General features: G+C 63.8%; 17 protein-coding genes. 10 read left to right on the forward strand and 7 right to left on the reverse strand.

Annotation, left to right across the window (positions count from 1 at the left end; translation table 11 throughout):
* Positions 1-42: 42 nt before the first annotated feature.
* The 3 genes from VXM67_RS08480 to VXM67_RS08490 all read left to right on the forward strand — a co-directional run bounded on the left by VXM67_RS08480 (position 43) and on the right by VXM67_RS08490 (position 3244).
* Positions 43-903 (forward strand): glycine betaine ABC transporter substrate-binding protein, encoded by an 861-nt coding sequence (locus VXM67_RS08480; RefSeq protein WP_027906882.1) that lies wholly within the window; start codon positions 43-45, stop codon positions 901-903.
* A 368-nt stretch (positions 904-1271) separates the two neighbouring features.
* Positions 1272-1583 carry a DUF485 domain-containing protein gene (locus VXM67_RS08485; protein ID WP_023379239.1) on the forward strand — a complete coding sequence of 104 codons (312 nt, stop codon included), beginning with the start codon at positions 1272-1274 and terminating at the stop codon, positions 1581-1583.
* On the forward strand, positions 1580-3244 hold the full coding sequence (locus tag VXM67_RS08490) for a cation acetate symporter (protein ID WP_023379240.1): 1665 nt from the start codon (positions 1580-1582) through the stop codon (positions 3242-3244). The genes VXM67_RS08485 and VXM67_RS08490 overlap by 4 nt, the downstream gene beginning before the upstream one ends.
* 67 nt (positions 3245-3311) lie before the next feature.
* Here VXM67_RS08490 and VXM67_RS08495 read toward each other — a convergent pair whose 3' ends face one another.
* Positions 3312-3464: a DUF3309 family protein gene (locus tag VXM67_RS08495; RefSeq protein WP_003252624.1), complete on the reverse strand. Its 153-nt coding sequence runs from the start codon at positions 3462-3464 to the stop codon at positions 3312-3314.
* A 236-nt stretch (positions 3465-3700) separates the two neighbouring features.
* Between VXM67_RS08495 and VXM67_RS08500 the strand changes: the two genes are divergently transcribed.
* Both VXM67_RS08500 and csrA read left to right on the forward strand, forming a co-directional pair.
* Positions 3701-4510, forward strand: a complete 810-nt coding sequence (locus tag VXM67_RS08500) for an SDR family oxidoreductase (RefSeq protein ID WP_367237596.1) — start codon at positions 3701-3703, stop codon at positions 4508-4510.
* A 128-nt stretch (positions 4511-4638) separates the two neighbouring features.
* Positions 4639-4827, forward strand: coding sequence for a carbon storage regulator CsrA (csrA, locus tag VXM67_RS08505; RefSeq protein WP_023379242.1), 189 nt, complete (start codon positions 4639-4641; stop codon positions 4825-4827).
* A 3-nt stretch (positions 4828-4830) separates the two neighbouring features.
* On the opposite strand, the gene VXM67_RS08510 is transcribed toward csrA, so the two are convergent.
* The 5 genes from VXM67_RS08510 to mnmC all read right to left on the reverse strand — a co-directional run bounded on the left by VXM67_RS08510 (position 4831) and on the right by mnmC (position 12305).
* The gene (locus tag VXM67_RS08510; RefSeq protein ID WP_023379243.1) at positions 4831-5058 is read right to left on the reverse strand and encodes a YheU family protein; all 228 of its coding nucleotides are present in this window, start codon (positions 5056-5058) and stop codon (positions 4831-4833) included.
* 100 nt (positions 5059-5158) lie between these two features.
* A complete protein-coding gene (locus VXM67_RS08515) occupies positions 5159-6331 on the reverse strand; it encodes an osmoprotectant NAGGN system M42 family peptidase (RefSeq protein WP_023379244.1) in 1173 nt (390 codons plus the stop codon).
* A gap of 250 nt (positions 6332-6581) precedes the next feature.
* On the reverse strand, positions 6582-8333 hold the full coding sequence (gene ngg / locus VXM67_RS08520) for an N-acetylglutaminylglutamine synthetase (RefSeq protein WP_104882069.1): 1752 nt from the start codon (positions 8331-8333) through the stop codon (positions 6582-6584).
* A 3-nt stretch (positions 8334-8336) separates the two neighbouring features.
* A complete protein-coding gene (locus VXM67_RS08525; RefSeq protein WP_023379246.1) occupies positions 8337-10124 on the reverse strand; it encodes an N-acetylglutaminylglutamine amidotransferase in 1788 nt (595 codons plus the stop codon).
* 213 nt (positions 10125-10337) lie between these two features.
* Positions 10338-12305, reverse strand: coding sequence for a bifunctional tRNA (5-methylaminomethyl-2-thiouridine)(34)-methyltransferase MnmD/FAD-dependent 5-carboxymethylaminomethyl-2-thiouridine(34) oxidoreductase MnmC (gene mnmC / locus VXM67_RS08530; protein WP_023379247.1), 1968 nt, complete (start codon positions 12303-12305; stop codon positions 10338-10340).
* Positions 12306-12452: 147 nt separating this feature from the next.
* Here mnmC and pap point away from each other — a divergent pair, with 147 nt between their 5' ends.
* Together pap and VXM67_RS08540 are read left to right on the forward strand one after the other, a co-directional pair.
* Positions 12453-13946, forward strand: coding sequence for a polyphosphate:AMP phosphotransferase (gene pap, locus VXM67_RS08535; RefSeq protein ID WP_023379249.1), 1494 nt, complete (start codon positions 12453-12455; stop codon positions 13944-13946).
* A gap of 199 nt (positions 13947-14145) precedes the next feature.
* Positions 14146-15108: a DMT family transporter gene (locus tag VXM67_RS08540; protein ID WP_023379250.1), complete on the forward strand. Its 963-nt coding sequence runs from the start codon at positions 14146-14148 to the stop codon at positions 15106-15108.
* 123 nt (positions 15109-15231) lie between these two features.
* Here the strand turns inward: VXM67_RS08540 and VXM67_RS08545 are convergent, their stop codons facing one another.
* Complete coding sequence (locus VXM67_RS08545; RefSeq protein WP_023379251.1) at positions 15232-16626, reverse strand: class II fumarate hydratase; 1395 nt, start codon at positions 16624-16626, stop codon at positions 15232-15234.
* A 153-nt stretch (positions 16627-16779) separates the two neighbouring features.
* On the opposite strand from VXM67_RS08545, the gene VXM67_RS08550 reads away from it, so the two are divergent.
* From VXM67_RS08550 to VXM67_RS08560, 3 genes are all read left to right on the forward strand, one after another.
* Positions 16780-17304, forward strand: coding sequence for a DUF2059 domain-containing protein (locus VXM67_RS08550; protein WP_023379252.1), 525 nt, complete (start codon positions 16780-16782; stop codon positions 17302-17304).
* A 10-nt stretch (positions 17305-17314) separates the two neighbouring features.
* Complete coding sequence (locus tag VXM67_RS08555; RefSeq protein ID WP_023379253.1) at positions 17315-17614, forward strand: BolA family transcriptional regulator; 300 nt, start codon at positions 17315-17317, stop codon at positions 17612-17614.
* Positions 17615-17801: 187 nt separating this feature from the next.
* Positions 17802-18734: a rhodanese-related sulfurtransferase gene (locus tag VXM67_RS08560; RefSeq protein WP_023379254.1), complete on the forward strand. Its 933-nt coding sequence runs from the start codon at positions 17802-17804 to the stop codon at positions 18732-18734.
* Positions 18735-18737: the final 3 nt, after the last annotated feature.

Consider the following 18737-nt stretch of genomic DNA (forward strand, 5'->3'; position numbering starts at 1 on the left):
GCAGATGATGCAATCTCCAAGACCTGACGAGGGAATGCTTTGATGGCTACTTTTACAAAAATGCGTCGTTTCCTGGGTGTGGGCACCGCCATGGTATTGGCCATGAGCGCGGCTCAGGCAATGGCCAAAGAAGTCAGCATCGGTTACGTGGATGGGTGGGCCGACAGCGTGGCTACAACCAACGTGGCCGCCGAAGTAATCAAGCAAAAACTCGGCTATGACGTGAAGCTACAGGCCGTGGCCACTGGCATCATGTGGCAGGGCGTGGCCACCGGTAAGCTCGATGCCATGCTGTCGGCCTGGTTGCCGGTGACCCATGGCGAATACTGGGCCAAGAACAAGGACAACGTGGTCGACTATGGCCCGAACTTCAAGGATGCCAAGATCGGCCTGATCGTCCCCGAGTACGTCAAGGCGGTGAGCATTGGCGACCTCAAGACCGATACTTCCTTCAAGCAGAAAATCGTCGGCATCGACGCCGGCTCCGGTGTGATGCTCAAGACCGACCAGGCCATCAAGGACTACGACCTGACCGGTTACAAGTTGCAGGCCAGTTCGGGCGCGGCGATGACCGCGGAACTGGGCCGTGCCTATGCCAAGCAGCAGTCCATCGCCGTGACTGGTTGGGTGCCGCACTGGATGTTCGCCAAGTGGAAGCTGAAGTTCCTTGAAGATCCGAAAGGCGTCTACGGCGCTGCCGAGACCGTCAACAGCATTGGCAGCAAGGAACTGGCCACCAAGGCACCGGAAGTGGCGGAGTTCCTGAAGAAGTTCAGCTGGCAGTCCAAGGACGAGATCGGCGAGGTGATGCTGGCGATCCAGGAAGGGGCCAAGCCTGAGGCAGCGGCCAAGGATTGGGTCGCCAAGCACCCAGAGCGGGTCAAGGAGTGGACTGGCAAGTAATCACGGGTAGGGGGAGGTGCTTGCCGTTGATCCTTGAGCGCCTGTGAGATCGAGCGCCGCCCGCGCGGCGCATCGCGAGCAAAGCTCGCTCCTGCGTTTGTTTCGGGCCAATCGCTCGTGTGGGTCTGCGCGCAATGACAGACCTCCCTGGCCGTGAACCCACGTAGGAGCGAGCCTTGCTGGCGATGCGCCGCGCGGGCGGCGCTCTATCTACGTGCCTGTGCAAGACCCAAGACCAGCACAGCTTTTTTACGGATTCTGTAAAACACCGTTGCATCTAAGACTAAGGTCGTCTGGTTGGTGTCCAAAGGCAGCATAAAGTAAGGGTGTGGGTTCCATCCCCTATCTGTGCTGCTAGGACAAAAACAATGAACGACAGCATTTACCTCTCGATACAAAACAGCCCGCGGTTCAAGGAGCTGGTCACCAAACGCGAACGGTTTGCCTGGGTTCTCTCGGCAATCATGCTCGGCCTGTACTGCGCTTTCATCCTTCTGATCGCCTACGGTCCTCAGATTCTGGGCGCCAAGCTCAGCCCTGAGTCGTCGATCACCTGGGGCATTCCCCTGGGCGTCGGTCTGATCGTCTCGGCATTCGTCCTCACCGCCATCTACGTTCGCCGCGCCAACGGCGAGTTCGATGAGCTGAACAAGGCCATCCTGAAGGAGGCGCAACAATGATTCGCCACGCCAAAGCCTTGGCCGTACTGGCCTGCGGTGCTTTCGCACCCGCCGTGTGGGCTGCCGATGCCCTGACCGGCGAGGTGCAGAAACAGCCGCTGAACGTGTCGGCGATCGCCATGTTCGTGGCCTTCGTCGCTTTCACCCTGGGCATCACCTACTGGGCCTCCAAACGCAACAAGTCGGCGGCGGACTACTACGCTGCCGGCGGCAAGATCACAGGCTTCCAGAACGGCCTGGCGATCGCCGGCGACTACATGTCGGCAGCCTCGTTCCTGGGTATTTCCGCGCTGGTGTTCACCTCTGGCTACGATGGCCTGATCTACTCGATCGGTTTCCTCGTCGGCTGGCCGATCATCCTGTTCCTGATCGCCGAGCGGCTGCGTAACTTGGGCAAGTACACCTTTGCCGACGTGGCTTCTTACCGCCTCGGGCAGAAGGAGATCCGCACCCTGTCGGCATCCGGTTCGCTGGTGGTGGTGGCGTTCTACCTGATTGCGCAGATGGTCGGCGCGGGCAAGCTGATCGAGCTGCTGTTCGGCCTGGACTACCACGTCGCGGTCATCCTGGTGGGTATCCTGATGTGCCTGTACGTGCTGTTCGGCGGCATGCTGGCCACCACTTGGGTACAGATCATCAAGGCCGTGCTGCTGCTGTCCGGTGCCAGCTTCATGGCGCTGATGGTGATGAAGCACGTGGGCTTCGACTTCAACACCCTGTTCTCCGAAGCGATCAAGGTGCACAGCAAAGGCGAGGCGATCATGAGCCCTGGCGGCCTGGTCAAGGACCCGATCTCGGCGTTCTCCCTGGGCCTGGCGCTGATGTTCGGTACCGCTGGCCTGCCGCATATCCTGATGCGCTTCTTTACCGTCAGTGACGCCAAGGAAGCTCGCAAGAGCGTGCTGTATGCCACTGGCTTCATCGGTTACTTCTACATCCTGACCTTCATCATCGGCTTCGGCGCGATCCTGCTGGTCAGCACCAACCCAGACTTCAAGGACGCCGCTGGCGCCCTGATCGGCGGCAACAACATGGCGGCGGTGCACCTGGCCGATGCCGTGGGTGGCAGTGTGTTCCTCGGCTTCATCTCGGCGGTGGCCTTCGCCACCATCCTGGCGGTGGTCGCCGGCCTGACCCTGGCCGGTGCCTCGGCGGTGTCCCATGACCTTTACGCCAGCGTCTGGCGCAAGGGCAAGGCCAACGACAAGGACGAGATCCGCGTGTCGAAGATCACCACCATCGCCCTGGGCGTGCTGGCGATCGGTCTGGGTATTCTGTTCGAGAAGCAGAACATCGCCTTCATGGTCGGCCTGGCCTTCTCCATCGCCGCCAGCTGCAACTTCCCAGTGCTGCTGCTCTCGATGTACTGGAAGAAGCTGACCACCCGTGGCGCCATGATCGGCGGCTGGCTGGGGCTGGTCAGCGCGGTGACGCTGATGATCCTCGGCCCTACCATCTGGGTGCAGATCCTCGGCCACGAAAAACCGGTCTACCCGTACGAGTACCCGGCGCTGTTCTCGATGCTGATCGCCTTCGTCGGTATCTGGTTCTTCTCGGTCACCGACAAGTCCAAGGCCGCCGAAGACGAGCGTGCGCTGTTCTTCCCGCAGTTCGTTCGTTCGCAAACGGGCCTGGGGGCTTCTGGCGCTGTGTCCCACTAAACACTGAAGATGTAAAAAAACCGCGATGCGGGGCGACCCGTATCGCGGTTTTTTCGTACCAGGCCGGCTAGATCATGCCCAGTAGCAATAGCACCAGCAGAATCACCAGCACCACGCCGATGATGCCGGAAGGGCCATAGCCCCAACTGCGCGAGTGTGGAAAGACCGGTAAGCCACCAATCAAGAGCAGGATCAGGATGATGATGAGGATCGTGGTCATAACGGAGTCCTTGGGTAGTTGAAGGGCAAGGGCCTCGGACTGCTGGCCTCTTGCTAATTCGGACTGGTGGGCGAGGGGAAAGATTCCATTTTTGTGTGTTCGGCCCCACGCACCCATCGTCGGCAGGCTGACTGCTGCGGGCGATGGGCCCCCATTCACTACCCTGATTAACCCTGCCTGCCACCCACGCCTTGATTAGACTCGTCTCATCACCTGTCAGAACAAGGCCTGCCACCATGCAAAACCGCATCATGATCACCGGCGCCGGTTCCGGCCTCGGCCGCGAGATCGCCCTGCGCTGGGCGCGCGAGGGCTGGCGCCTGGCGCTGGCCGACGTCAACGAAGCCGGCCTGCGCGAAACCCTCGAACTGTGCCGCGCGGTCGGTGGCGACGGCTTCGTGCAACGTTGCGACGTGCGCGACTACAGCCAGCTCACCGCCCTGGCCCAGGCTTGCGACGAGAAACTCGGCGGTATCGATGTCATCGTCAACAATGCCGGTGTCGCCTCGGGTGGCTTCTTCGCCGAGCTGTCGCTGGAGGACTGGGACTGGCAGATCGCGGTCAACCTGATGGGCGTGGTCAAGGGGTGCAAGGCATTCCTGCCGCTGCTCGAACGCAGCAGGGGGCGCATCATCAACATCGCCTCCATGGCTGCGTTGATGCAGGGGCCGGGCATGAGCAACTACAACGTGGCCAAGGCCGGTGTGTTAGCGCTTTCGGAGAGTCTGCTGGTCGAACTGCGCCAGGTCGAGGTGGCGGTTCATGTGGTATGTCCGTCGTTCTTCCAGACCAACCTGCTCGATTCTTTCCGTGGGCCGGACCCGGCCATGAAGGCCCAGGTCGGCAAGCTGCTGGAAGGCTCGCCGATCAGCGCCGCCCAGATTGCCGAGCATATCCATCGGCAGGTGGCAGCCGGGGAATTCCTGATCCTGCCTGACGAAGCGGGCCGCCAGGCCTGGCAACTCAAACGCCAGGCCCCGGAGCGGCTGTATGACGAGATGGCGGAAATGGCGGTGAAGATGCGAGCCAAGGCTCAAAGCCGCTGACCGTGAGGGTTGTCTGTAGGGCGATTTACCACATCGTGTAGGGTTGTTCTGAATTTCGGTCAAGGCGTTGAGTAGCCTAATGTGCCCGATGCAGTCTCCAGTTTTCCCTGTCGCTGGAGGATCGGAGCATGTTGGTCATTACGCGTGAAATCGGCGAGGTCATCACCATCGGTGACGACATTCGGATCAAGGTGGTGGAGGTACGGGACCACGTGGTGCGCATGGGCGTGGATGCACCGCGTGAAGTGGCGGTGCACCGCAGTGAGGTCTATAAGCGCATCAAGGCCGGCGAGCAACCCAAGCTGCACACGCTTTGACGGTCAGTCGAGCAATTCCCGCGGCACATCGTGGCGGGCCAGCAGCTGGCACTGCTGGCTCTCGGGATCGAAGAGAATGAACGCCTGCCCTTTGGCCAGCGCTTGGCGCACCCGCAGCACGCGGGTTTCCAGCGGGGTATCGTCACCGTTGTCGGTGCCGTCGCGGGTCACGAAGTCTTCGATCAGGCGGGTCAGTGTGTCGGCTTGCAGTTGGTCGTAGGGGATCAGCATGTCAGGTGCGTTTCCTGGAGCGTAGGTACGGGCATGCTACGCGAAACCTCAGGAAGTGGGGGCCGCGGTGCGGCCCATCGCGACGCAAGGCCGCCCCACTTCAACCTTTGTTGCCGATCAGGCTGTCCACCGCGGGCACCCGGGTGTCGCTCTCCATTTGCGCATCGTGCTCCAGTTGGTGGCTGAAGCGCTCGAGCGAGGTATTGGCCGGCTGCGAGTCGCTGGCGAACACCGGCGGACTGAGCAGGTAGCCCGACAACAAGCGGCTGAGCGCGGCCAGGCTGTCGATATGGGTGCGCTCATAGCCGTGGGTGGCGTCACAGCCGAAGGCCACCAGCGCGGTGCGGATATCATGCCCGGCGGTGACTGCCGAATGGGCGTCGCTGAAGTAGTAGCGGAACACATCGCGCCGCACCGGCAGGCATTGGTCTCCGGCCAGTTTCAGCAGGTGGCGCGACAGATGGTAGTCGTAGGGACCGGAGGAGTCCTGCATGGCCACGCTTACCGCATGCTCGCTCGATGCCTGGCCGGGCGCGACTGGCGCGATGTCGATGCCGACGAATTCGCTCACGTCCCAGGGCAGGGCGGCGGCGGCGCCGGAGCCGGTTTCCTCAGTGATGGTGAACAGCGGATGGCAGTCGATCAGCGGCTGTCGTCCACTGTCGACCACCGCCTTGAGGGCGGTCAGCAAGGCCGCCACGCCGGCCTTGTCATCCAGGTGGCGGGCGCTGATATGGCCACTTTCGGTAAACTCCGGCAGTGGGTCGAAGGCAACGAAATCACCGATGGCCAGGCCCAGCGCCTCGCAGTCGGCCCGTGTGGCGCAATAGGCATCCAGGCGCACCTCGACGTGTTCCCAGCTCACGGGCATCTGGTCGATGGCGGTGTTGAAGGCGTGACCGCTGGCCATCAGCGGCAGCACGCTGCCGCGGTAGACACCGGTGTCGGTGAACACACTGACCCGGCTGCCTTCGGCGAACCGGCTGGACCAGCAACCCACGGGCGCCAAGGCCAGGCGGCCGTTGTCCTGCAGTTGCCGCACGCTGGCGCCGATGGTGTCCAGATGCGCCGAGACGGCGCGGTCGGGGGAGTTCTGCCGGCCCTTGAGGGTGGCACGGATGGTGCCGCGTCGGGTCAGCTCGTAGGGGATGCCCAGTTCATCCAGGCGTTCGGCCACGTAGCGCACGATGGTGTCGGTGAATCCGGTGGGGCTGGGGATGGCAAGCATCTCCAGCAGCACGCGCTTGAGGTAGTCCAGATCGGGTTCGGGCATGTGCACTCCTCTGATCGTTGTATGGGCCATGCCGGCTTCTTCACCGGTAAACCCGCTCCCACAGGTTCAGGGCAGGAGCGGAGAGGCCGGCACAGGCGCTGAAATTCATCCACTCAGGCTAGGCTCTGTACGAACACCCTTGATACTCGGTGATGCTGCGTTGAAAACAGCCTCGCAATGCTCATTTACAACCCGTAAACGCCGCTTCCTCGGCTGTTTTCGCCTTGCCTGACCTTCGTCTCGAGACGTTTCATGAAGACCCTAATGGCCGGCTATGCGGAAACAGCAAGTCGACGAAGCGTTCGGCAGTGGGTTGCGGTTCATGGTTGGCCAGGCCAACCCGCTCGTTGGCCTCGATGATCACGTAGTCCGGCTGCGCGGCATCGCGCACCATAAGGTCAAGGCCAACCACCGGAATCTCCAGCGCGCGGGCAGCCCGCACGGCCGCATCGGCCAGCACCGGGTGCAGGCGTTCGGTCACATCCTCCAGGGTGCCGCCTGTGTGCAGGTTGGCGGTGCGACGCACAGCCAGGCGCTGGCCGGCAGGCAGCACGCTGGCGTAGTCCAGGCCTGCGTCGCGCAAGGTGCGCTCGGTTTCATCGTCCATGGGAATACGGCTTTCGCCACCGGTAGCGGCCTGGCGACGGCGGCTCTGGGCGTCGATCAGCTGCTTGACGCTGTGCTTGCCGTCGCCGATCACCTGGGCCGGATGACGAATGGCCGCCGCGACCACTTCATGGCCAATCACTACGATGCGCAGGTCGTGGCCGGGGTGGAAGCTTTCCAGCAGCACGCGGCTGTCGAAGCGGCGGGCTTGGTCTACAGCCTGGCAAACCTCGTCGTAGGTGGTCAGGTTGACCGCCACCCCTTGGCCTTGCTCGCCATCGACCGGCTTGACCACCACCGCCCCATGCTCTTCGAGAAACGCCAGGTTGTCGTCGGCGTTGCCAGCCAGCTGCTGCACCGGCACCTGCAATCCGGCAGCGTGCAGCGCCTGGCGGGTGAGGCACTTGTCCTGGCAGAGGGTCATGCTCAGCGCGCTGGTGAGGTCGCTCAGCGACTCGCGACAACGCACCCGCCGCCCGCCCAGGCTAAGGGTGAACAGCCCATGGGCGGCATCGTCCACCTGCACCTCGATGCCGCGTCGGTAGGCTTCATCGACGATGATCCGGGCATAGGGGTTGAGCTCGGCCTCGGGGCCGGGGCCCAGGAACAGTTGCTGGTTGATGCCGTTCTTGCGTTTGACCGCGAAGGTTGGCAGGTTGCGGAACCCAAGCTTCTGGTAAAGGCGCTTGGCCTGACGGTTGTCGTGCAACACCGACAGGTCAAGGTAGGCCAGGCCACGGCTCATGAAGTGCTCGATCAGGTGACGCACCAGGACTTCGCCGACGCCTGGACGGCTGCACTGCGGGTCAACCGCCAGGCACCACAGGCTGCTGCCCAATTCCGGGTCGTCGAAGGCCTTGGCATGGTTCAGGCCCATCACGCTGCCAATCACCGCACCACTGTCTTCATCTTCGGCCAGCCAGTAGACCGGCCCGCCCAGGTGGCGCGGCGTCAGTCGCGCGGCCTGGATCGGCAGCATGCCTCGCGCCTGGTACAGGCCGTTGATGGCCTGCCAGTCAGTTTCGCTTTGCGCCCGGCGGATACGAAACCCGCGGAATACCCGCTGTGCCGGACGGTAGTCGGTAAACCACAGACGCAGGGTGTCGGAAGGGTCGAGGAACAGATGCTGCGGCGCCTGGGCCAGCACTTGCTGGGGCGCGGCCACGTACAAGGCGATATCGCGTTCGCCGGGGCGCTCCTCCTGCAGAGCCTCGGCAAGGCTCGCGGCATCCGGGAAGGTGTGGCCGATCAGCAGGCGGCCCCAGCCGCAGTGCAGTGCCCGGGGCTGGTCGTGGGGTTCGCTGCCGTCACCGGCCAGGCGCGCCTGCAGGCGCTCATAGGACGGCGACTGGCCACGCAGCAGGCGCTGACCGTAAGCGATTTCGTGAGCTTTCATCGGTCAGATTCCTTGTTCGCTGAGCCACAGGTTCAGGGCTGCCAGTTGCCACAGCTTGGAGCCACGCAGCGGGGTCAGTTGGCCGTGAGGGTTACTCAGCAGGCGGTCGAGCATGGCAGGGTTGAACAGTCCACGGTCCTGGCTGGGGTCAGTCAGCAGTTCGCGCACCCAGTCCAAGGTCGCGCCTTGCAAATGCTTGAGGCCCGGTACGGGAAAGTAACCTTTCTTGCGGTCGATCACCTCATGGGGGATAACTCGCCGCGCGGCATGCTTGAGCACGTGCTTGCCGCCATCGGGCAGCTTGAAACGGGCCGGAATGCGCGCCGAAAGCTCGACCAGACGGTAATCCAGGAACGGCGTTCGGGCTTCCAGGCCCCAGGCCATGGTCATGTTGTCGACGCGCTTGACCGGGTCGTCCACCAGCATCACCGTGCTGTCCAGGCGCAGGGCCTTGTCGACGGCATCGGCGGCACCCGGCCGGGCGAAGTGTTCACGCACGTAGTCGCCGGCAACGTCGGTTTCCAGCAACCAGGGGGCCTGTACCGTGTCGCGATACTCGGCATGGCTGCGATCGAAGAACGCGTCGCGGTAGGCGCTGTAAGGATCCTGGGCGCCCTCCAGCTGCGGGTACCAATGGTAGCCGGCGAACAGCTCGTCGGCGCCCTGGCCGCTCTGCACGCCCTTGCAGTGCTTGGCCACTTCGCGCGACAGCAGGTAGAAAGCGATGCAGTCGTGGCTGACCATCGGTTCGCTCATGGCACGGAAGGCGGCCGGCAACTGCTCGATGATTTCCTGTTCGGCGATGCGCAGCTTGTGGTGTCGGGTGCCGTAGTGCTTGGCAATCAGGTCGGAGTACTGGAACTCGTCGCCGCGCTCGCCGCCTGCGTCCTCGAAACCGATGGAGAAGGTCGACAGGTCGTCCACGCCGACTTCACGCAGCAGGCCGACCAGCAGGCTGGAGTCGACCCCACCGGAAAGCAGCACTCCGACATCCACCGCGGCGCGTTGGCGAATGGCCACCGCCTCGCGGGTGGCATCGAGCACCCGGGTGGTCCAGCCTTCAAGGTCGAGCTCCCGCTCATTCAGGTTCGGCCCATAGTGCAGCTGCCACCAGGTCTGGCGCTCGACTTCGCCATGGCGGTCGATACGCATCCAGGTGCCCGGTTCCAGTTTCTGCACGTTGGCCAGCAGTGTGCGTGGCGCCGGCACCACGGCGTGGAAGTTCAGGTAGTGGTTGAGGGCGACCGGGTCGATCATCGGATCGATGTCGCCGCCCTTGAGCAGCGCAGGCAGCGTCGACGCGAAGCGCAGGCGCTCACCGTTGCGAGACAGGTACAGCGGCTTGACGCCCAGGCGGTCGCGGGCCAGGAACAGGCGCTGCTGATCGCGCTCCCAGATAGCCAGGGCGAACATCCCGTTGAGCTTGGGCAGCAAGGCGGCGCCCCAGGCGTGATAGCCCTTGAGCAGCACCTCGGTGTCGCCGTCGGACCAGAAGGTGTAGCCCAGGTCCTGCAGCTCTTGGCGCAACTCGGGGAAGTTGTAGATGGCGCCGTTGAACGCCAGCGACAGCCCCAGGGTGTTGTCGACCATGGGCTGGGCCGAGCCATCGGACAGGTCCATGATCTTCAGCCGACGGTGGCCGAGGGCGATCGGGCCTTGGCTATGGAAACCCCAGGCATCGGGGCCTCGGGGCGCCAGGTGATGAGTGATGCGCTCTACCGCGGCCAGGTCGGCCGGGCGAGGGGCTTGGTCGAGGGGGGTGAAACGTAACTCTCCTGCTAATCCGCACATAGGTCCTTACCGGTTTTTCCGTTGGGGAATCAGTGCCCTGTGAAGGGCGTGTACCAGAAACTGACCGGAGGGGATTGTGAGAGTTTTAGAACGATCTGTTATATGCAGCCCGCTGCGCTTACACACCGCGCCAGGAGCGAGCCGTGCTCGCGATACGCCGCGCGGGTCGCGCCCGATCCCACAGACGCACCCCATCGATCGGCAACCCGCCCATCACGTTCCCCGAATCAACCGGCGCAACGCGAACCGATTCGGATGACAGGCCTGTGCCACTGCCTGTGGCACTGGCAATGGCTCACCGCTTGCCCAAGCCGCCACCAGTTCCCCGCAAAGCGGCGCGGTAATCAGCCCGCGCGACCCATGCCCGCTGTTCACGTACAGCCCTTCGACCCACGGACACGGCACGTCCGGCACCTGCCGCGCATCCTTGCCCAGCACCGCGTAGGCCTCGTTGAACGCCTGCGGCTCGGCCACAGGCCCGACGATCGGCAGGTAATCCGGGCTGGTACAGCGGAACGCGGCTCGCCCCTGCAGCTGCGCGGGGTCGAGGTCGGCGGTAGCCAGACGTTGGGCCAGATCCACGGAGATCTCATCCAACAGCGCCAGGTTGCCTTGGTGCTCGGCCAGGGTCGGCGCCAGGTCCTGGTTATGGAAATCGAAACTGGCGCCCAAGGTGTGTTCGTCGCCACGCGGCGGTGCCACGTAGCCCTCGGCACACACGACCGTGCGCAGCGCACGGCTGCTGTCGGTCGCCGGCAGGCGGGTGATCTGCCCCCTGATACGCTTGAGCGGCAGCCCGGCGCAGGGCTCGAAGCGACGCACGTCAGCAGCACCGGCCAACACCACCACTGGCGCGCTGGCCAGCAGGCGTTCGCCATTCCAGGCCTGCCACAGGCCATTGGTCTTGCGCAGCTCGATCACCTCATGATGCGTCAACACGCGAATGCCGGGGTGCTGCAACTGTGCCTGGCACAGCGCGGGGGGGTGTACCCAACCGCCTTCCGGATAGAACAACCCGCCCGCTGGCAGCGCGACGCCGGCAACCGCCTCGGCTTCGGCGCGCTCAAGGCTGTGCAGCAGGCTGCTGTCGAAGGCGTCGGCGAGTTTCTGCTGGCGCTCGGCCTCCTTGGCGTCGAACGCCAATTGCAAAACCCCACAGCTGTCCCACGCCTCGCCGCGTTGCAGGCGCTCCAGTTGTCGCCGGGTGTAACCGAAGCCAGAGAGGATCATCTGCGACAGGGCGGTGCCGTGGGCGGACAGTTTCAGGTACAGCACCCCTTGGGGGTTTCCGGAAGCTTCCCGGGCCGCGGCATCGTGGCGTTCCAGCACCGTGACCTGCCAGCCGCGGGCGGCGAGGCTGGCGGCGCTGGCACTGCCGGCCAGCCCCGCGCCGATCACCAGCGCCTCGCGCGGGCCGTCGATAGCCGGTGGTCGGGCATACCAGGGTGGGGTTTGCGTGCTTGCCGCGAGGCCGCCGAATTCGCCGCTCATCACTTCCCATTTCTTGCCGATGCCGGGCACCTTCTTCATGGCGAAGCCCGCTTCCACCAGCCCACGGCGTACCCAGCCGGTGGTGGTGAAGGTGCCCAGCGTGGTACCTGGGTACGACAGCCGGGCCAGTTGCGCGAACAGCTCAGGGGTCCACATGTCGGGGTTCTTCGCCGGGGCGAAGCCATCCAGGAACCACACATCGACCTTGGCATCGAGCTGCGGCAGTTGCTCCAGCACGTCGCCGATCAACAAGGTGAGGGTGACACGGCCATCGTCGAAGGTGAACGGCTGAAACCCCTGGTGCACCGCCACGTACTGCTTCAGGAACGGCTCGGTGCAGGCCGCCAGCTCCGGCCACAGGCGTACCGCGCGGGCCATGTCGGCAGGGGCGAGCGGGTACTTTTCGACACTGACGAAATGCAGGCGCGCCGTGACGGGGGCGTGCTGCCTGAACAACTGCCAGGCGCAGAAGAAATTCAGGCCGGTACCGAACCCCGTCTCACCGATCACCAGGCAGGCTTGAGGTTCCAGGTTGGCGAAGCGCTGACGCAGACGGTTCTGTTCGATGAACACGTGCACGGTTTCCTCGATGCCTTCGTTCTTCGAGAAATACACATCGTCGTACTGCCGCGAATGGGGGCGGCCCTGGTCGTCCCAGTCGATCTGGGCGTGCTGGAGGAGGGTGGACATGGTGGGCTCGGGTTGTCGCGAAGGGGGGGGATTTTATGCCATCTGCCGGCGTTGCGCAGTCCTCGCCGGCAAGCACCTCGATAGAGCCAGTGCAGGTGGCGCAAATCCGCTAGTCTTGTCTATCCAATGCAAGGAGCCAGCGCAGCCATGTTCGAATCCGCGGAAATCGGTCACAGCATCGACAAGGAAACCTTCGAGGCCGAGGTACCGGCCCTGCGTGAAGCCTTGCTCGAAGCCCAGTACGAGCTCAAGCAGCAGGCGCGCTTTCCGGTGATCGTGCTGATCAACGGCATCGAAGGCGCCGGCAAGGGCGAGACGGTGAAGCTGCTGAACGAGTGGATGGACCCGCGCCTGATCGACGTGCTGACCTTCGACCAGCAGACCGACGAAGAGCTGGCCCGTCCACCGGCCTGGCGCTACTGGCGCGCCTTGCCGCCCAAGGGACGCATGGGCGTTTTCTTCGGCAACTGGTACAGCCAGATGCTTCAGGGGCGGGTCCATGGCTTGTTCAAGGATGCCGTGCTCGACCAGGCGATCACGGGTGCCGAGCGCCTGGAGCAGATGCTCTGCGATGAAGGCGCGCTGATCATCAAGTTCTGGTTCCACCTGTCCAAGAAACAGATGAAGGCCCGGCTCAAGGCGCTCAAGGACGACCCGCTGCACAGTTGGCGCATCAGCCCGCTGGACTGGCAGCAGTCGGAGACCTATGACCGCTTCGTTCGCTTTGGCGAGCGTGTGCTGCGCCGCACCAGCCGCGACTATGCGCCCTGGCATGTCATCGAAGGCGTCGACCCCTACTACCGCAGCCTGGCGGTGGGGCGCATCCTGCTCGACAGCCTGCAAGCGGCGCTGGCCATCAACCCCAAGGGCAAGCACCAGGGCAACGTGGCGCCGCTGGGGCGTAGCATCGACCAGCGCAGCCTGATCGGCGCCCTGGACCTGACCCGGCGGCTGGACAAGAGCGACTACCAGGAACAGCTGGTCACCGAGCAGGCACGCCTGGCCGGCCTGCTGCGGGACAAGCGCATGCGCCGGCATGCCCTGGTCGCGGTGTTCGAAGGAAACGATGCCGCCGGCAAGGGCGGGGCCATACGCCGCGTGGCTGCCGCGCTCGACCCCCGTCAGTACCGCATCGTGCCGATCGCCGCGCCCACCGAAGAAGAGCGCGCCCAGCCGTACCTGTGGCGCTTCTGGCGGCACATTCCGGCACGGGGGAAGTTCACCATCTTCGACCGGTCGTGGTATGGACGCGTGCTGGTGGAAAGGGTCGAAGGGTTCTGCACACCGGCCGACTGGATGCGCGCCTATGGCGAGATCAACGATTTCGAAGAGCAACTGGTCAATGCCGGCGTGGTGTTGGTCAAGTTCTGGCTGGCCATCGACCAGCAGACCCAGCTGGAGCGCTTCGAGGAGCGCGAGCAGATTCCGTTCAAGCGCTACAAAATCACCGAGGAGGACTGGCGCAACCGCGAGAAGTGGGGCGTCTACAGCGAAGCAGTGGGCGACATGGTCGACCGTACCAGCAGCGAGATCGCGCCGTGGACACTGGTGGAAGCCAATGACAAGCGCTGGGCACGAGTGAAGGTGTTGCGCACCCTCAATGACGCGTTGGAAGCTGCGTTCGCCAAAGACAAGAAATAGCGGAAAGGGGAGGTTGGCTGGGCGGGCCTCCTCGTGCAACCTGCTTCCTCAGGCGTCGCGGGGCATGGCTGGCCCATCCATCAAGCCATGCCTTGCAAGAATGACCTGATGAATTCTTTTCTCGCCACACGCCGCAGACTCAGGCCTGTAAACCCGTAGAATCCTACCTACCCCCACCACGGGCTCGTTCGAGGACACTATGCACACCACTTCCGGCCGCTGGGGCTATGGACTGTTCCTGGCCCTGTTGACGGCGCTGCTCTGGGGCATATTGCCGATCAAGTTGAAGCAGGTGCTGCAAGTGGTCGATCCGGTCACCGTCACCTGGTACCGCCTGCTGGTGTCGGGCGGGCTACTGTTCGCCTGGCTGTCGGCCCAGCGGCGGCTACCCTCGTTCGGCAAGCTGGGGCGCAAGGGCAAGGGCCTGGTGGTGGTTGCCATCGGTGGCTTGATGGGCAACTACGTGCTCTACCTGATCGGCCTCAAGTTGCTCAGCCCCGGCACTGCGCAACTGGTGGTGCAGCTTGGGCCAGTGCTGTTGCTGGTGGCCAGCGTGTTCGTGTTCAAGGAGCGGTTCAGCCTGGGGCAGGGCATTGGTTTGCTGATTCTGCTGGCAGGCTTTGGCCTGTTCTTCAACCAGCGGCTGGAAGAGCTGCTGACCTCGCTGGGTGTCTACACCACTGGCGTACTGACCATCATCCTGGCCACCAGCATCTGGGTGTTCTATGCCTTGAGCCAGAAGCAGCTGCTGACGGTGTGGAATTCGCAGCAGGTGATGATGGTGATCTATCTGGGTTGCGCGGCGTTGCTCACCCCCTGGGTACACCCGCTGGAGGCGCTTGCGCTTTCGCCGGTGCAAGGCTGGCTGCTGCTGGCCTGCTGCCTGAATACCCTGGTGGCCTATGGCGCCTTTGCCGAGGCCTTGGCCCATTGGGAAGCGTCGAAGGTCAGTGCCACGCTGGCGCTGACTCCGTTGGTAACCTTCGTGGCGGTTGCGGCGGCGGCCTGGGTATGGCCGGACCATGTCCACGCCGAGGAGATCAATGGCCTGGGCTATGTGGGGGCGGTGACGGTGGTGATCGGTTCGGCGCTGGTGGCGTTGGGGCCGTCGCTGGTGGCCGGGTGGCGGGCAAGGAATGCACGCCTGGCTCAAGTTCGCTGAACATCGCCGCCCAGTCGGATTTTACAGTGCATTTCACGGCCCATGTGGCCCATGGGGAGTGGCCTTGCGTCGTGAAAGGGCCGCAGCGCGGCCCCGGCTTGCTCGACTGCGACGCACCCTGGGTTAGCCCTTGCCTCCGGGCGCCAACATGTTCTGCGGCCTGACCCATTCATCGAACTGTTCGTTGGTCAGGTACTTCAACTCCAGTGCCGCCTCACGCAAGGTCTTGCCCTCGGCGTAGGCCTTCTTGGCAATTTCCGCGGCCTTGTCATAGCCGATATGCGGGTTCAGCGCGGTCACCAGCATCAACCCTCGCTCCAGATGCGCGGCCATTTGCTCGGCATCCGGCTCGATCCCGGCCACGCAATGCGCCTGGAAGTTGCGACATCCGTCGGCCAGCAGTTCGATGGACTGCAGCAGGTTGTGGATGATCACCGGCTTGAACACGTTCAACTGCAGGTGACCTTGGCTGGCGGCGAAGCCGATGGCGGCATCATTGCCCAGCACCTGACAGGCCAGCATCGACAGCGCCTCGCACTGGGTCGGGTTGACCTTGCCAGGCATGATCGAACTCCCAGGCTCGTTGGCCGGCAGGCGCACTTCGGCCAGCCCTGCGCGCGGCCCGGAGCCCAGCAGGCGCAGGTCGTTGGCGATTTTCATCAGTGCCACCGCCAGGGTCTTGAGGGCGCCGGCCAGGCTGGTCAGGGGTTCGTGGCCGGCGAGGGCGGCGAACTTGTTCGGCGCGGTGACGAAGGGCAGGCCGGACAGTGCGGCCAGCTCGGCAGCCACGGCCTCGGCGAACCCGTGTGGGGCGTTCAGGCCTGTACCGACGGCCGTGCCGCCCTGGGCCAGTTCGCACACTGCCGGCAGCGTGGCGCGGATGGCGCGCTGGGCATAGTCGAGCTGGGCGACGAACGCCGACACTTCCTGGCCGAACGTGATCGGGGTGGCATCCATCATGTGCGTGCGGCCGGTCTTGACCAGCTTGTGGTGGCGCGCCGAGAGCTCGGCAAGGCCCGACGACAGTTCGGCAATCGCTGGCAGCAGGCGCTCCTGCACCGCTTGGGCGGCGGCGATGTGCATGGCAGTGGGGAAGCAGTCGTTGGAACTCTGTGAACGGTTGACGTGATCGTTGGGGTGGACCGGCGCCTTGCCGCCACGGCCCTTGCCGGCCAGCTCGTTGGCGCGCCCGGCGATCACTTCGTTGACGTTCATGTTGCTTTGCGTGCCGCTACCGGTCTGCCAGACGACGAGTGGAAACTGGTCGTCGTGCTGGCCTGCGAGCACTTCGTCGGCGGCCTGCTCGATCAGGCGGGCGATGTCGGCGGGCAAGTCGCCGTTGCGGTCGTTGACCCGTGCCGCGGCTTTCTTGATCAGCGCCAGGGCGTGCAGCACCGCGAGCGGCATGCGTTCCTTGCCAATGGCAAAGTTGATCAGCGAGCGCTGGGTCTGCGCGCCCCAGTAGGCGTCGTCCGGAACTTCGACCGGGCCCAGGCTGTCTGTCTCGATACGGCTCATGCTGCGCTCACTCCTTTGTAGTCTGAAATCGCAGTTTAGGCCCTCATTCGGCAGAGCGGTTCCATCGCTCGTCGTGCCACTTGAGCACTTCGCCACCACAGCGCAGAATGCTCTACTCTGAGGTACCCGCCTCCCTTTCTTGAAGGAAATGCAATGACCCGTCTCCGTGTCCTCTGTGCCGCCGTTGCCCTGGCCTGCGCCAGCGGCCAGGTGCTCGCTGCCACCGCCAGCCACAACGCTGCCGCCGAGAAATTCCTGACCCTGGCCAACGCCGACAAGCTGGGCACTCCGGTGTACATGCAGGTCCAGCAGATGTTCGCCCAGCGCTTCGCCCAGACCAAGGCGCCTGCCTCCAAGCAGTCGGTGCTGGAAAGCTACCAGGCCAAGGCCAACGCCGCCCTGGACAGCGCCATTGGTTGGAACAAGCTCAAGCCGAAGATGGTCGACCTGTACACCCAGACCTTCACCGAGCAGGAGCTCAAGGACCTGGTCAAGTTCTACGAGTCGCCGCTTGGCAAGAAAGTGCTGCGCGAAATGCCCAAAGTCACCCAGCAGTCGGCCCAGTTGACCCAGCAGAGCCTGGAGCCTGCCGTGCCGGTGGTGAACAAGCTGCTCGACGACATGACCAAGGAACTGGACCCGAACGCTGGCAAGGCCGCGGCGCCGGCGAAGAAGTGAGTAACACCCGATGACCATGCAGGAACGTATCCACCAGCAACTGACAGCGCTGGCGCCGCAACACCTTGAAGTGCTCAACGAAAGCCACATGCACAGCCGTGGCCAGGAGACCCACTACAAGGCAGTCATCGTCAGCGAGCAGTTCGCCGGCCTGAACAGCGTCAAGCGCCACCAGAAGGTGTACGCCACCATGGGCGAGCTGATGAGCCAGATCCATGCACTGGCGATTCACACCTACACCGCCGAGGAATGGACCCAGGTTGGCGCCGCACCGGCCTCGCCAGTGTGCGCCGGTGGCGGCAAGCACTGATTCCTTTTTTTTGTTCTGGTAGAATCCGCGTCATCCCAAGGGGGCCGCTGCGCGGCCCATCGCTAGCAAGCCCGCGCCTACAGCCTGTAGGCGTCGGCTTGCCAGCGATGGGCTGCACGGCAGCCCCTTTGCTTTTGTAGAACCCGGTCCGCCCCTTACGAGGGCAACCACCTGGAGATTCAGATTCATGTCCCAAGCTATCGTCGTGGCGGCGCTGTACAAGTTCGTCACCCTGGAAGACTACGTCGAACTGCGCGAGCCGCTGCTAAAGACCATGCTCGACAACGGCGTGAAAGGTACCCTGCTGCTGGCCCACGAGGGCATCAACGGTACCGTTTCCGCCACCCGCGAAGGCATCGACGCGCTGCTCGCCTGGCTGCGCAACGACCCGCGCCTGGTCGATGTCGACCACAAAGAGTCCTACTGCGACGAGCAACCGTTCTACCGCACCAAGGTCAAGCTCAAGAAAGAGATCGTCACCCTCGGCGTGCCGGGCGTGGACCCCAACCAGAAGGTCGGCACCTACGTCGATCCGAAGGACTGGAACGCCCTGATCAGCGACCCGGAGGTGCTGCTGATCGACACCCGCAACGACTACGAAGTGGCCATCGGCACCTTCAAGGGCGCCATCGATCCGAAGACCGAAACCTTCCGCGAGTTCCCCGAGTACATCAAGGCCAACTTCGACCCGAGCAAGCACAAGAAGGTGGCGATGTTCTGCACCGGTGGCATCCGTTGCGAAAAAGCCTCCAGCTACATGCTCGGTGAAGGCTTCGAGGAGGTCTATCATCTTAAGGGCGGCATTCTGAAATACTTCGAGGAAGTGCCTCAGGAAGAAAGCCTCTGGGACGGCGACTGCTTCGTCTTCGACAACCGGGTCACGGTGCGCCATGACCTGAGTGAAGGCGAGTACGACCAGTGCCATGCCTGCCGCCACCCAATCAATGTGGAGGACCGTGCGTCCGAGCATTACTCGCCTGGTGTCAGCTGCCCACACTGCTGGGACACCCTGAGTGAGAAGACCCGGCGCAGCGCCATCGACCGGCAGAAGCAGATCGAGCTCGCCAAGGCGCGCAACCTGCCACATCCGATCGGTTACAACTACAAAGCCGAGGCTTGATAC

Origin of the sequence: Pseudomonas sp. Rh2 (assembly GCF_040762985.1) — a bacterium.
Taxonomy (GTDB): domain Bacteria; phylum Pseudomonadota; class Gammaproteobacteria; order Pseudomonadales; family Pseudomonadaceae; genus Aquipseudomonas; species Aquipseudomonas taiwanensis.